This is a genomic window from Bradyrhizobium sp. USDA 3262, assembly GCF_054060035.1.
In genome coordinates, this window is the sequence record NZ_JBSSCT010000001.1 from 4,857,476 (window position 1) to 4,871,494 (window position 14,019).

12 protein-coding genes are annotated in these 14,019 nt (G+C 63.2%); 5 read left to right on the forward strand and 7 right to left on the reverse strand.

The window, feature by feature from the left end; all coding sequences use genetic code 11:
* The first annotated feature begins 96 nt into the window (after positions 1-96).
* Positions 97-1,587: an IMP dehydrogenase gene (guaB, locus tag ACVWYP_RS22165; protein ID WP_028344677.1), complete on the forward strand. Its 1,491-nt coding sequence runs from the start codon at positions 97-99 to the stop codon at positions 1,585-1,587.
* Between the two features lie 75 nt (positions 1,588-1,662).
* Here guaB and ACVWYP_RS22170 read toward each other — a convergent pair whose 3' ends face one another.
* The 6 genes from ACVWYP_RS22170 to ACVWYP_RS22195 all read right to left on the reverse strand — a co-directional run bounded on the left by ACVWYP_RS22170 (position 1,663) and on the right by ACVWYP_RS22195 (position 8,846).
* Positions 1,663-2,505: an ABC transporter ATP-binding protein gene (locus ACVWYP_RS22170; RefSeq protein ID WP_304499804.1), complete on the reverse strand. Its 843-nt coding sequence runs from the start codon at positions 2,503-2,505 to the stop codon at positions 1,663-1,665.
* Positions 2,506-2,580: 75 nt separating this feature from the next.
* Positions 2,581-3,906: an ABC transporter substrate-binding protein gene (locus ACVWYP_RS22175; RefSeq protein WP_453946218.1), complete on the reverse strand. Its 1,326-nt coding sequence runs from the start codon at positions 3,904-3,906 to the stop codon at positions 2,581-2,583.
* Positions 3,907-4,011: 105 nt separating this feature from the next.
* Positions 4,012-5,139, reverse strand: a complete 1,128-nt coding sequence (locus ACVWYP_RS22180; RefSeq protein ID WP_028344680.1) for a branched-chain amino acid ABC transporter permease — start codon at positions 5,137-5,139, stop codon at positions 4,012-4,014.
* Positions 5,140-5,154: 15 nt separating this feature from the next.
* A complete protein-coding gene (locus tag ACVWYP_RS22185; protein ID WP_080687025.1) occupies positions 5,155-6,084 on the reverse strand; it encodes a branched-chain amino acid ABC transporter permease in 930 nt (309 codons plus the stop codon).
* Between the two features lie 9 nt (positions 6,085-6,093).
* Positions 6,094-6,879, reverse strand: a complete 786-nt coding sequence (locus tag ACVWYP_RS22190) for an ABC transporter ATP-binding protein (RefSeq protein WP_028344682.1) — start codon at positions 6,877-6,879, stop codon at positions 6,094-6,096.
* The gene (locus ACVWYP_RS22195; protein ID WP_304499805.1) at positions 6,876-8,846 is read right to left on the reverse strand and encodes an AMP-binding protein; all 1,971 of its coding nucleotides are present in this window, start codon (positions 8,844-8,846) and stop codon (positions 6,876-6,878) included. Before ACVWYP_RS22195 ends, ACVWYP_RS22190 begins: the two co-directional genes overlap by 4 nt.
* A 706-nt stretch (positions 8,847-9,552) precedes the next feature.
* Here ACVWYP_RS22195 and ACVWYP_RS22200 point away from each other — a divergent pair.
* Both ACVWYP_RS22200 and ACVWYP_RS22205 read left to right on the forward strand, forming a co-directional pair.
* On the forward strand, positions 9,553-10,575 hold the full coding sequence (locus tag ACVWYP_RS22200; RefSeq protein WP_304499806.1) for an NADP-dependent oxidoreductase: 1,023 nt from the start codon (positions 9,553-9,555) through the stop codon (positions 10,573-10,575).
* Positions 10,576-10,719: 144 nt separating this feature from the next.
* On the forward strand, positions 10,720-10,977 hold the full coding sequence (locus tag ACVWYP_RS22205) for a hypothetical protein (protein ID WP_304500275.1): 258 nt from the start codon (positions 10,720-10,722) through the stop codon (positions 10,975-10,977).
* Positions 10,978-10,983: 6 nt separating this feature from the next.
* Here the strand turns inward: ACVWYP_RS22205 and ACVWYP_RS22210 are convergent, their stop codons facing one another.
* Positions 10,984-11,823, reverse strand: coding sequence for a metallophosphoesterase family protein (locus ACVWYP_RS22210; protein WP_304499807.1), 840 nt, complete (start codon positions 11,821-11,823; stop codon positions 10,984-10,986).
* Positions 11,824-12,211: 388 nt separating this feature from the next.
* On the opposite strand from ACVWYP_RS22210, the gene ACVWYP_RS22215 reads away from it, so the two are divergent.
* Both ACVWYP_RS22215 and ACVWYP_RS22220 read left to right on the forward strand, forming a co-directional pair.
* Positions 12,212-12,634 (forward strand): MAPEG family protein, encoded by a 423-nt coding sequence (locus tag ACVWYP_RS22215; protein WP_304499808.1) that lies wholly within the window; start codon positions 12,212-12,214, stop codon positions 12,632-12,634.
* A gap of 22 nt (positions 12,635-12,656) precedes the next feature.
* Positions 12,657-13,955, forward strand: coding sequence for an RsmB/NOP family class I SAM-dependent RNA methyltransferase (locus ACVWYP_RS22220; protein WP_304499809.1), 1,299 nt, complete (start codon positions 12,657-12,659; stop codon positions 13,953-13,955).
* Positions 13,956-14,019: the final 64 nt, after the last annotated feature.

The window sequence follows — 14,019 nt, forward strand, 5'->3', positions numbered from 1 at the left end:
ATGGGCGCCGATTCGACGGTGACGCAGCGAGCGTCGCCGCAGGCGGCGTTCATCCGTAAGACCATCGCGGCTGGGCCGCAGATAAAGGAGTTGGCAATGGCCACGGGATTTCCGGCTATCCGCGAAGCCTTCACGTTCGACGATGTGCTGCTGAAGCCCGGTTTGTCCGACGTGCTTCCCTCGGAAGTCGATATTCGCTCGCGCGTCACCCGCGCAATCTCGCTCAACATCCCGATCATGGCGTCCGCGATGGACACCGTCACCGAGGCGCGCATGGCGATCGCGATGGCGCAGGCCGGCGGTCTCGGCGTCATCCACCGCAACTTCGATCCGGAAGGCCAGGCCGCGCAGGTGCGGCAGGTCAAGAAGTTCGAGTCCGGCATGGTGGTCAATCCGCTGACCATCGGCCCCGACGCCACGCTGGCCGACGCGCTGACCCTGATGAAGGAGAACGGCATCTCGGGCATTCCGGTCGTCACCGGTGCCGCCAAGAACGTGCCAGGCAAGCTGGTCGGCATCCTGACCAACCGCGACGTCCGCTTCGCCAGCGATCCCCGGCAGAAAGTCTCGGAGCTGATGACGCACGAGAACCTTGTCACGGTGCGCGAGGGCGTCGGCCAGGACGAGGCGAAGCGGATGCTGCACAAGCATCGCATCGAGAAGCTGCTCGTCGTCGACGATCAATATCGCTGCGTCGGCCTGATCACCGTCAAGGACATCGAGAAGGCGGTCGCCCATCCGCTCGCCTGCAAGGACGAGCACGGCCGCCTGCGCGTCGCCGCCGCCACCACGGTCGGCGAGACCGGCTATGAACGCACCGAGCGGCTGATCGATGCCGGTGTCGACGTCGTCGTGGTCGATACCGCGCACGGCCATTCGCGCCACGTGCTCAACGCCGTCAACCGCATCAAGCGGCTCTCCAACGCCGTGCAGGTGGTGGCCGGCAACGTCGCGACCGAGGGCGGCGCGCAGGCGCTGATCGATGCCGGCGCCGACTGCATCAAGGTCGGCATCGGCCCGGGCTCGATCTGCACCACGCGCATCGTCGCCGGCGTCGGCGTGCCGCAGCTCACCGCGATCATGGACGCGGTGGCCGCGGCGAAGAAGGCCGACGTGCCCGTGATCGCCGACGGCGGCATCAAATATTCCGGCGACCTCGCCAAGGCGCTCGCCGCCGGTGCCGACATCGCCATGGTCGGCTCGCTGCTCGCCGGCACCGACGAGACGCCGGGCGAAGTCTTCCTGTGGCAGGGCCGCTCCTACAAGGCCTATCGCGGCATGGGCTCGGTCGGCGCGATGGCGCGCGGCTCGGCGGACCGCTACTTCCAGCAGGACATCAAGGACACGCTGAAGCTCGTCCCTGAAGGCATCGAGGGCCAGGTGCCGTACAAGGGTCCGGTCGGCAATGTGATGCACCAGCTCGCCGGCGGTCTCAGAGCGGCGATGGGTTATGTCGGTGCCAAGGACATCAAGGATTTCCACGACAAGGCCGAATTCGTCCGCATCACGGGCGCCGGCCTGCGCGAGAGCCACGTCCACGACGTGACCATCACGCGCGAAGCCCCGAACTATCCGGGCGGGGTGTAAGCCCAAGCACCGTCATTCCGGGGCGGTCCGAAGGACCGAACCCGGAGTCCCGGGATTGCGGGGTGCCATCATCTGCTAGGCGAGCCACCGCTTGCGTCGCTTGTAGTGCTTCACATCGCGGTATGATTTTCGCTTCTCTCCGGCGACGCCAAGATAGAACTCCTTGACGTCCTCGTTTGCGGCGAGCGCGTGCGCTTCGCCGTCCATCACCACGCGGCCGTTTTCGAGGATGTAGCCGTGGCTCGCATATCTGAGCGCCATATTGGTGTTCTGCTCGGCGAGAAGAAACGATACGCCCTCCCTGGCGTGGAGATCCTTCACGATCTCGAAGATCTCTTCGACGATCTGCGGCGCGAGCCCCATCGATGGTTCGTCGAGCAGGATCAACTTCGGGCGCGACATCAGCGCGCGGCCAATCACGCACATCTGCTGTTCGCCGCCCGACGTATAGCCGGCGGTGGAATTGCGTCGCTCCTTGAGGCGGGGGAAATAAGCGTAAACACGTTCAAGGTCCTGGGCGATCGCGAGCTTGCCGTCCGTCCGCGTAAAGGCGCCGGTCAGGATGTTCTCCTCGACCGTCAGATGAGGGAAGGCACGCCGACCCTCCATCACCTGGATGCAGCCGCGTCGCACCACCTCGTTTGGCGACAGGGACTTCACCTCGACGCCGTTGAACAGGATCGAGCCCTTGGTGACCTCGCCGCGCTCTGCGTGCAGCAGATTGGAGACCGCCTTCAGCGTCGTCGTCTTGCCGGCGCCGTTGGCGCCGAGAAGCGCAACAATGCCGCCTCGCGGGACCTCCAGCGAGACGCCCTTCAGCACGAGGATGACGTGATCGTAGACAACCTCGATATTGTTGACCGATAAAATCAGTGCTGTCGCTTCCGTCGCAGCGGTGACGACCTTGGCGATTGACATGCGCAGGCCTCCAAACCGAGCAGGGGCTGCGATCCGGGCGCAGGCAATCCTGCCTCCCGGATCACTCGCACGGGGTCAGGTTTCTTTCGCGCAGTCGCGCGGCTTGATCTTCTTCTCCGCGGCATACTTCGCGGACACATCGGCGACGAGCGGTTCGATGAGCGATTCGTCAGCCGTGTACCAGTCGGAGATCACTTTCCAACCCTTGCCATCCCATTGCTGGACGCGCCCGTAGCGCGCGCCTTCGTGGTCGGAGCAGGAAATGCTGACCGGCTTCAACATTCCCTCAAAGCCGAGCTCCTTGATTCGTGCATCGGTGAGTACGAGGTTCTCAAGGCCCCAACGGACCTGCTCGCCCGTCAGCGGTTGCTTGCCGAATTTTTCTTGCGCCTTGCGGATCGCCTCTACGCCGAGCATGGCATTCGTGATGCCGCGGTTGTAGAGAACTTCGCCGATCTTGCCAGGTTCTGTCGAACCCTTTCCCTTGGCGTAGACGTACTTCTCTATGTCGGCGTGCGCGGGGAATTTTCCTGCACCATGCTGAAGCATCAACGATTTGTAACCGCTGGCTTGGTCGCCGGCCGGCGTCACATCCGGCTCCGCGCCTGACCACCAGACACCGATCATCTTGTCGCGCGGATAAGCGACGGCGGCCGCTTCCTTGATTGCCGTGCTGTTCATGACGCCCCAGCCCCAGACCAGGACATAGTCCGGCCGGTGCTGGCGGATCGCCAGCCATTGCGACTTCTGCTCGACGCCGGGATGCGTGACGGGAATCGGCGTGAACTCAAAGCCGTACTTCTGCGCCAGCACCTGCAGCATCGGAATTGGTTCTTTGCCATAGGGGCTGTCATGGTACAGCAGCGAAATCTTCTTGCCCTTCAGCTTGTCGAAGCCGCCGAGTTCCTTGGCGACGTGCTGGATGGCGATATCGGCCGCAGACCAATAAGTGCCAAGCAATGGAAAATTATATGCGAACACCGCGCCGTTCTTCGAATCGGCACGGCCATACCCCATCGTAATGATCGGGATCTTGTCGGCCGCGGTTTTTTCAGTGAGTGCGAAGGTGATCCCGGTCGACAGCGGATTGATGAAGGCCGCGCCGGTTGGTCCTTTGCTCTTGAGACGCTCGTAACACTCCACTCCCTTGTCGGTCGCGTAACCCGTCTCGCATTCCTCGATCAGAATCCTGACGCCGTTGATGCCGCCGTCACGTTCATTGATCAGGTTGTAGTAGTCTACAACGCCGTTTGCGTAGGGCGCGCCGTTCACAGCGTACGGTCCGGTCCGGTAGGACAGAATTGGGATGAACTGTTCGTTTTGCGCTGCGGCCGGTGCGCTAAGCGCCGCGCCGGCCAAGGCGGTCGCGAGTATCAGTAACCTGCGTGCAATACTTGCCATATTGATGTCCTCCTTCATAAAGCGCTGTTTCCCGTCCGCGGTACTTCCTTCCTCTTCGTTGTCGGCGGCCGCCATCCGCATTGCGATCAAGGCACGATCGCTCCCTCAATACGGAAACGGCCAAAGTCTGAGCTTCTCCTTGCCGATCGAGATCAGCCGGGCGAAGCCATGGGGTTCCTTGATGAGCAGATAGCAGATCAAGGACCCGAAGATGATGAACTGGAGATGAGTGATCGTTTGCGTCGACAGTGGCAGGCCGAGCTTGGTCGGAATCACATTCAGCATGATCGGCACGATGAGGATGAAAGCTGCTCCGATGAACGAACCCATGATCGAGCCGAGCCCGCCGATGATGACCATGAACAGAAGCTCAAGCGAGCGGTCGATCGAGAACGCAAGCGGCTCCCATGAACCGAGGTAGACGAACGCCCAGAGCGCACCCGCCACCCCGATGATGAACGAAGAGACCGCGAAAGCCGTTAGTTTTGCATAGAGCGGCCTGATGCCGATCAGCTCGGCGGCGATATCCATGTCGCGGATCGCCATCCACTGCCTGCCGAGATTGCCGCGCACGAGATTTTTCGCCAACACCGCCATCACGGTCACGAAGAGCAGGCACAGCAGGTAACGCTCGACCGGCGAGCGAACGACCATACCGAAGAAATCCAGTTCCGGCGCATTCACTGATCCCGACGGGGCGTAGTTGGTGAACCACGGGATCCGCAGGAACGCCCAATCGAAGAAGAATTGCGCGGCGAGCGTTGCGACCGCCAGGTAGAGACCCTTGATCCGCAGACTGGGAATGCCGAACAGGATTCCGGCACCCGCCGCCATGAACCCGCCAAGCAGAATGGATGCCAGCACGGGCAACGGTGGGATCGCGATCGCGAAGCCAAGCCAGGCAAGCGGGATATGAACGCCGGTCGCCAGCTTGTAGGCGGAATAGGCGCCGATGGCCATGAACGCGCCGCTGCCGAGCGAGATCTGGCCGCAATAGCCGACGAGAATGTTTGTCCCGATGGCGGCGAGCGCCAGGATGAGGAAGGGAAGCAGGATGGCCCACAACAGATAGTCGGTGCCGAACGGCCAGATCCGGAAGGTGGCCAGCAGCGGCACGCCAATGAAAGCAATTCCGAGCAAGACAGCGAGGGCAATACGATCCTGCCGGATCGGGAAGATCGCCATATCCTCCGCATAGGTCGCCTTGAACTGGCCGGCTTCGCGATAGAGCACGATGACCTCCTTGCCTCAGACGCGTTCGATGATGCGTTCGCCGAACAGGCCCTGCGGCCGCAAGAGCAGCACCGCCAACGCCAGCACGTAGGCAAACCAATATTCGATGCCGCCGCCGATGGATGGCCCGAGGTATACCTCTGCGAGCTTCTCACCCGCCCCGACAATGAGCCCGCCGACGATCGCTCCGGGAATCGAGGTGAGGCCGCCGATGATCAGGACCGGCAAAGCCTTCAGCGCGAGAAACGTGATGGAGAACTGCACGCCAAGCTTGGTCCCCCACACGGTCGCCGCGACGAGCGCAACGAGGCCGGCAACGAGCCAGACCACGAACCAAATCCAACTGATTGGAATCCCGATCGAGTGCGCGGCTAAATGGTCGTCGGCCACGGCTCTGAGCGCGCGACCGGTCTTGGTACGCTGAAAGAAGACCGCGAGGCCGGCGACCAGGACGCCCGCGATCAATGCGCCCCAGACATCCAGCTTGTTGACCAGAATCCCGCCCGGGAACAGGCCGTCAAACAAGAACCAGGCGTCGGTCGGAAACAGCCGCAACGGGTAGACATCCGATCCGAAGATCATCTCCGCGGCGCCCTCGATGACGAATGTCACGCCGATCGTCGACATGAACAGCGTCAAGCCGTCCTGATTGACCAGAGGTCCGATCACGAACCGCTCGATCAGCCAGGCGGTTGCCGCCATGATCACGGCGGCAAAGCCGATAGCGAGGATGACCGCGACCCAAAGCGGAAGGCCGTTGGCGACCAGGAGGTCGAGGGCGCGAACCAGCGCCAATCCCGCGAGCAACACCATTGCTCCCTGCGCGTAGTTGAATACGCCGGATGCCTTGAAGATCAGCACGAAGCCGAGCGCGACCAGCGAATAGAGCACGCCGGACATCAATCCGCCGATAAGGACCTCGAGAAACTGACCCAGTGCGATCATGGACGCACCTCAATGCGCGACGCCAAGATATGCGTCGATGACGGCTTGACTTCTCTTCACTTCATCAGGCGTGCCGTCGGCGATCTTCACGCCGTGATCAAGCACCGCTACGCGGTCCGACAGATCCATGACCACGGCCATGTCGTGCTCGATCAGGGCAATGGTCGTGCCGTAATGGTTGTTCACATCAATGATGAACCGCGACATGTCCTCCTTCTCCTCGAGGTTCATGCCTGCCATCGGCTCGTCGAGGAGCAGCAGGTCGGGCTCCATCGCCAGAGCGCGACCGAGTTCGACACGCTTCTGCAAGCCGTATGGCAGACGCCCGACCGGTACCTTGCGGATTGTCTCGATCTCCAGGAAGTCGATGATCTCCTCGACCTTGCGCCGATGCTCAATCTCCTCTGTGAGGGCAGGGCCATAACGCAGCAGCTGCCACAACAGCCCCCGGCGCACCTTCAAGGTGCGGCCTGCCATGATGTTGTCGAGCGCGCTCATGCCCTTGAACAAGGCGACATTCTGAAAGGTGCGCGCGATGCCGCCGCGCGCCGCCTCGAAGGGTTGCATTTTGGACCGGGTGCTTCCCTTGAAGGTGATGCTGCCATGGTTGGGATGATAGAAACCGTTGACGACGTTCAGCATTGAGGTTTTGCCGGCGCCGTTGGGGCCGATGATGGCGCGAATTTCGCCTTTTCTGACGTTGAACGAGACGTCCCGCAGCGCCTTGACGCCGCCGAAGGCCAGTGCCACGCCCTCGACCTGCAGCAGGATTTCGTTGGCGTTTGGCGCTCTCATGCTGCTCTTCCCAGCGATTCTGCCGGACCGATGATCTGCATGTCGCGAATCTTGACTCGTGCCGCGATCGTGCCCTTCCGGCCATCCTCAAACGTCACTTCCGTGGAAATGTCGGCGTCATGCGCTCCGTTGTAGAGTGCCGTGACCAACGACGCATAGCGTTCGGCAATGAAGCGACGGCGCACTTTCTGCGTGCGGGTCAGCTCGCCGTCATCCGCGTCGAGCTCCTTGTGCAGAATGAGGAAGCGGCGAATCTGGGCGCCCGCGAGCACCGTTTCCCCGGCCAGGGAGCGGTTCACCGCGGCAACGTCCTTGGCGACCATGTCGTAGACCAGCGGATGCCCGGCAAGCTCCTGATAGGACCCGTAGGCGACGTTGTTGCGTTCCGCCCAATTCGCGACCGCGACCGGGTCGATGTTGAGCATGGCGCATACGAACTCTCTCGAGTCGCCGAACGTGATCGCTTCCTTGATATTGGGATAGAACTTCAGCTTGTTCTCAAGGTACTTGGGAGCAAACATCGTGCCGTCAGCCAATCGACCGACGTCCTTCGCACGATCGATGATCTTCAGATGCCCGGTCTTCTCGTCGAAAAAGCCGGCATCGCCGGTCCTGACATATCCATCGGACGTCATCGCTTCCGCGGTCTTTGCCTGATCCTTGAAATATCCGAGGAACATGCCGGGCGAGCGAAACTGCACTTCACCCGATTCCGCGATACGGATGTCGACGTTGGGCGCCGGCGGACCAACCGTATCCGAATAGATCTCGCCATCGGGCTGACACGTTACATAGAGGAACGCTTCGGTTTGGCCGTAGAGCTGTTTCAGGTTCAGTCCGATCGCGCGGTAGAACGCGAACAGATCCGGACCGATAGCTTCACCTCCGGTGTATGCAACGCGTACCTGAGACAGGCCAAGAACGTTCTTGAGAGGCTCGTAGACCAGCCAGCGCCCGAGCGCATAGAGCAATCGGCCTGACAGCGGCACCGGACGTCCCGTCAAGACTTGCTCGCCATACCGCCGCGCGACGTCCAGAAAGTAGCTGAACAATCGCCGCTTGATCGGCGCTGCGTCCTCCATCCGGACCATCAGCCGCGTCAGCATGGCCTCGAAACCGCGTGGCGGGGCCAGGTAGAAGGTTGGTCCTATCTCATGACGATCCTGCTCGATTGTGTTGCTGCTCTCCGGGCACGCCATGCAGAATCCGGCCACCATGCCTTGGGCATAGCTGACGTAATGATCGCCCGCCCAAGCCAGCGGCAGATAGGCCAGCACCACGTCCTTGTCGGTCAACTTGTCGAACCGCGTCGTGTCGGTTGCAGCATCGATGCAGCCTCGCGCCGACAGCATGACGCCCTTGGGCGCGCCGGTCGTTCCCGAGGTATAGAGGATGACCGCGATGTCCGAACCGTTGCCGGCCCGAATGGAATCATCGATCCGTTCGCCAAGCGCGGGATCGGCTGCAAGCGCGGCGCGGCCGTCATTGATGATATCGCCGATTGCGATCAGTCGACCGTGGTCGTAGCCGTCGATTCCGCGCGGTTCGTCGTAGATAATCCTGTTGAGTTGCGGCAGTCGGTCGGACACCGACAGGACCTTGTCGACCTGCTCCTGGTCCTGCGCTGCGACCACCGTCGCCTCGGCGTGAGCGAGAACAAAAGCAAGCTCATCAGCCACTGCATCGGAGTAGACTGGAACGGGGATTGCGCGCAGGGTCTGCGCCGCCATCATGGTCCAGTAAAGCTTGGGCCGATTGGAGCCGACTACCGCGATTGTCTCGCCTGGTCGCAAGCCAAGCCGATGCAAGCCGGCAGCGTAGCTACGTATGATTTCGGCAACCTCAGCCCAGGTCCAGCTCTGCCAGATACCAAGATCCTTGTGCCGGAACGCTGGCCGCGTGCCAAATTGTGCCGTGTTTCGCAGCAGCAATTTGGGAAACGTGTCATACGATCCGCCGCCGGCCATGTCGGTCTCGATCCAAAAACCGAAGCGTTGGTTCGCTCCTGTTATGGTGATGCCTGCTCCATTTTTGGGTAGCAGACATGCGAGTGCCGCATGGTCCGAGATTACAGCGAATCGCAAGTCCGACAAGTGCCAGATTGACAGGTCGCGTTTTTGCCGCGGGCGCGCGCGGCAGAGATAGGTCTACCGGCTGCCAATTCGCCGAAGGCGAATCCGGCCGCCACCTGACGGACATTGCGGCGCGAAGACGCTGATCGGCTCGCAAGAGGTAACTCCAATGCTTCGGAAGGCCTCACGTCCGTCGGGCGGTGCCGCGAAGCTGACCCGAAGTCCTGCGCCACTCAGGTGTCGAGGGCGACCGGAAACCGTTTGCCGATTTGCTGCGCGGCCGCCCTCGTTGCGACCCACAGAGGGCCGCCTGACCCTTTGGCTCCGCCGCGCCGGACGGCGAGGTCGGATCAGCGACTTGACCATGGCCGCTTCGTTTGCCGGTGGCGCGCCGAGACAAACTGCCGCCATCAGGGGGCCCTGCGAACCGCCGCGACATGACGGTATCGCGTTGGCGCCGATGTGCCTGGCATGACAGCCGTCATTTCAAACAACATTTCAAACAGTGCTGCGCGAAAGAGCAAATCCATCTCTCTTGCGGGGAGCTGGATTGCATGACTACGTGTGCGCCACGAACCAATCACCCCAAGAGGAAATCAACATGTCCCAAGGAAAGCGCATCGTTCTGGCTTCGCGCCCGCACGGCGAGCCCACGCCGGCTAATTTCAGGCTCGAGGACTACGCGCCGCCGACACCGGGTGCGGGCGAGGTGCTGCTGCGCACCATCTGGCTGTCGCTCGATCCCTATATGCGCGGCCGCATGGCGGACGGTCCGTCCTATGCCGCACCAGTGCCGGTCGGCGGCGTGATGGAAGGCGGCACGGTGAGCGAGGTGATCGCCTCCAACAATCCCGGCTTTGCCAAGGGCGATATCGTGCTGTCGCGCGCGGGCTGGCAGACGCACGTGCTGTCCGACGGCAAGGGCCTCGCCAAGATCGATCCGAAAATCGCGCCGATCTCGACCGCGGTCGGTGTGCTCGGCATGCCCGGCATGACCGCCTATACGGGACTGCTCGAAATCGGCAAGCCGCGGGCGGGCGAGACGGTGGTGGTCGCGGCCGCGTCCGGCGCGGTCGGCTCGGCGGTCGGCCAGATCGCCAAGATCAAGGGCGCGCGGGCGATCGGCATTGCCGGCGGCAAGGACAAGTGCGCCTACGTCAAGAACGAGCTCGGCTTCGACGAGTGCCTCGACCATCGCGATCCCAATCTCGCGGCCAAGCTGAAGGAAGCCTGCCCGAAAGGCATCGACGTCTATTTCGAGAATGTCGGCGGAGCGGTGTTCGACGCGGTGTTTCCGCTGCTCAATGCGTTCGCGCGCATCCCGGTCTGCGGCCTGATCGCGCATTACAACGACACCGAAGCGCACGCCCCGAAATGGGCCGGCGCGATGATGCGCAACATTCTGACCAAGCGGCTGACCTTCCGCGGCTTCATCGTCAGCGACTTTGCCGCCATGCATGGCGACTTCCTCCGCGACATGTCGCAGTGGGTGCGTGAGGGCAAGGTCAAGTACAAGGAGTTCGTGACCGAGGGCCTGGACAGCGCGCCGGATGCCTTCATGGGCCTGCTCAAGGGCGCCAATTTCGGCAAGCAGCTGGTCCGGGTCGGGCCGGACAAGGCCTGAGTTACAGGCCCCGGAAACTCCCATTCCGCGCAACAAAGTATCAAAAGCGCCACAATGGCGGGGATTTGGGGGCCTTTTGGCCCCCATTTGCTTGACGGAGACCCGCAGCAGTTGATTCAGTATGGCTATATTTCAGGTGTAGCCATGATTTTTGAACTTATTGTTTTCGGAGTCATTCTCCTCGCCGTCGGCTATTGGGCGACGATGTTCGTCATGGGCCGCCGCGACGACGTCTTGCATGGAAGATTCGTCGAGGAGCAGCCGGACACGACACCGGTCCGCATCATGCCGCACGTACCTCGCGTGCGGCCCGCGCCGGCGGCACCACCGCCCGACAAGGACTCGCTGCAGGCGCTGCTCACCGTGATCAAGCAGGACCTGCACGACGCGGCGCGGAGCTGACGCGGCTCAGGCCGCCGGCTCCTTGCCGAGCAGCATCTCCAGGTCGACATCGACCTGGCCCTTCGCCCTGACGTGGCGGACCTCGAAACTGTCGGGCTGGAAGCGGTACTCGACGAGACCGACTTCCTTGATGCCGATCACCTCCTGCCGCGCGTCGGAGATGACGAAGCCGGCCGAGGGCGCCCAGATGTGTCTGACATGCTCGAACGTGTAGTCGCGGCGCTGGTGCACGTGGCCGCTGCCGACCAGACGCCAATCGACCTTGCCGAACATCTCGATCAGGCGGCGGCGCGCCGGCTGCGGCACGAAGCGGATCGCGGTCTCGGCGCGCTCGGCATCGTAGGGCAGATCGAGATAGAGCGGCTTGTGCAGGAACAGCGCGACCGGCCTGCCGACGGCCTTGTCGAGCGCGCCTGCGAGCCAGTCGAACTGCTCGGCCTCGCTGTCGAGGCCGGTGTTCATGATCAGCGAATTCAGCCCGATGAAGCACCAGCCGGCAGCGTCGAAATGCCAGCGGTCCTCGCCGAGCACCGAGGTGAAGGCGCCGCGCGTCTCCTCGGTCGGCAGTTGCGTCGGCGGCGCGCCGACCGCGGTCGGATTGTCACCGATGTCGTGATTGCCCGGCAGATAGAGGCAATCGACCGGCAGCGCGTTGTGCAGCTCCTTGGCGAACCCGAGGTCGTCGCGGCTGGTCGGCCCGTCGAACGAGACGTCGCCGGAGTTGAGCACGAGATCGGGACGCGTCGCGTCGACGTGCTCGCTGACGCGATGAAAGTTGTCGATGAGCGGCTTGAAGCGGCGCGCGAGATGGGTGTCGGAGATTTGTGTCAGGCGAAATTGGGGCATGCATCGCTCCTTTCGGCCGGAGCATAGGTCGGCGCGAAGTCGGAACGATGACGATTTTGCCGTCTTGTTCGATGCCTCGTTTGAAGCCCTGTTTGATGTGTTGTTTGGTCTTGCACCTTGGCGGTCGCTGGATCGCCAGTTGCCGCACCGACGCCGGAGCCCCGCCGTCACCATGCCGGGCACGCCGCTGCCCGGGCCGCGCTGTGGAGGATCGGGGTGATGATGCTGATCGCGTCACACATGAGGGGCTGAAACCGCCATTGGTCCTGGGAGTTGGTCATCCGGGCTCGGGTGATGTTTCAACGGGTTACCGCGCACGCTTCATTGTGTTGGGGGCGAGTGGCGGCTAAGAGGGCGGCCGGGCGCCCGCGGCTGAGGGAGATTTTTGATGTCGGTTCAAATGGTTCTGTTACCGGTCTTCATCCAGATCGGGCTCACCTTCGCGCTGTTGTTCTCGATGGCGACGACGCGTACAAGGGCGCTGACGAGCGGCGAGACCAAGATCGGAGACATCGCGCTGCGTGAGCCGAACTGGCCGGCCCAGGCCACCAAGTTCGGCAACTGCTTCGCCAACCAGTTCGAGCTGCCGATCCTGTTCTATGTCCTGATCGCTATTGCGCTGCCGCTGCGCCGTGCCGATCTGTTCATCGTGCTGATGTCCTGGGTGTTCGTGGTGACGCGGTTTGCCCATGCCAGCGTGTTCGTGACCTCCAACGACGTGCGGCCGCGCTCGCTCGCCTGGTTCGCCGGCGCGCTGGTGCTGGCGGTCATGTGGCTGTATTTCGCGCTCAGACTGCTGCTGCTGATCTGATGCGCCCAACCGAAAGAGATCAATGACCCCCGCTGCCCGGCTTTCCGCCGCGATCGAGCTGATCGCCACCATCGACGCACAGCGCATTCCCGCGGCGAAAGCGCTGAAGGAATGGGGCACCGCGCACCGTTATGCCGGCTCCGGCGATCGCGCCGCGATCTCCGGCCTGATCTGGGACGTGCTGCGCCGGCAATCCTCCGCGGCCTATTTGATGGACGACGCCAGCGCCCGGTCGCGCCTGCTCGGCATGCTCAAGCTCGAACGCGGCATGGACATCGCCACGATCCAGGCGCTGTGCGACGGCGGCCGGTTCGCGCCGGATCCGCTGACCACGACCGAGGAGGCCGCATTGGCCTCGCGCTCGCTCGAGGATGCGCCGGCGCATGTCGCGGGCGACTATCCGGACTGGCTCGATCCGCATCTGGCAAAGGTGTTCGGCGACGACCGCGCGGCGGAAGCGACCGCGATGGCGAGCCGCGCGCCGCTCGATCTGCGCGTCAACACGCTGCGCGGCAAGCGCGAGAAGGTGCTGCCGCGGCTGTCGCATCTCGGCGCGAAGGAAACGCCGTGGTCGCCGCTCGGCCTGCGCATCGAGCTCGGCGCCGACGCGCGCAATCCCGGCATCCATGCCGAGGAGGATTTCATCAAGGGCGCCATCGAGGTCCAGGACGAGGGCTCGCAGCTCGCCGCGCTGTTCGCGGCGGCCAAGCCGGGCGAGCAGGTGATCGACCTCTGCGCCGGCGCCGGCGGCAAGACGCTGGCGGTGGCGGCGATGATGCAAGGCAAGGGCCGGCTGATCGCGACCGACAGCGACAAGCGGCAGCTCGTGCCGATCCATGAGCGGCTGTCGCGCGCCGGCGTGCACAATTGCGATGTGCGCACGCCGCGCGGCGAGGAGGAGGTGCTGTCGGACATCAAGGCGTCCGCCGACCTCGTGCTGATCGACGCGCCGTGCACCGGCACCGGCACCTGGCGCCGCAATCCCGACGCCAAATGGCGCATGCGCCCCGGCGCGCTGGAGGTGCGGCTGAAGGATCAGGCCGAGGTACTGGAGCGCGCCGCCCCGCTGGTGAAGGGCGGCGGCCGGATCGCCTACATCACCTGCTCCGTGCTCTCGGAGGAGAACGGCGAGCAGGTCAGGGCCTTCATCGCGCGGCATCCGGAGTTCTCCGTGCAGCCGCCGGAGCAGACTGCAGCGGTGCTGTGGGACAAGGCTGAGCAATTTGCGGAGGCCGCATTGCTGTCGCCGGAGGGCTTGCTGATGACGCCACGCCGCACCGGCACCGATGGGTTCTTCGTCTCGGTGTTGAAGAAGGCGTGAGCGAATGACGCTTCCTTCGGCGTCATTGCGAGGAGCGTAGCGACGAAGCAATCCATGGCTCCGC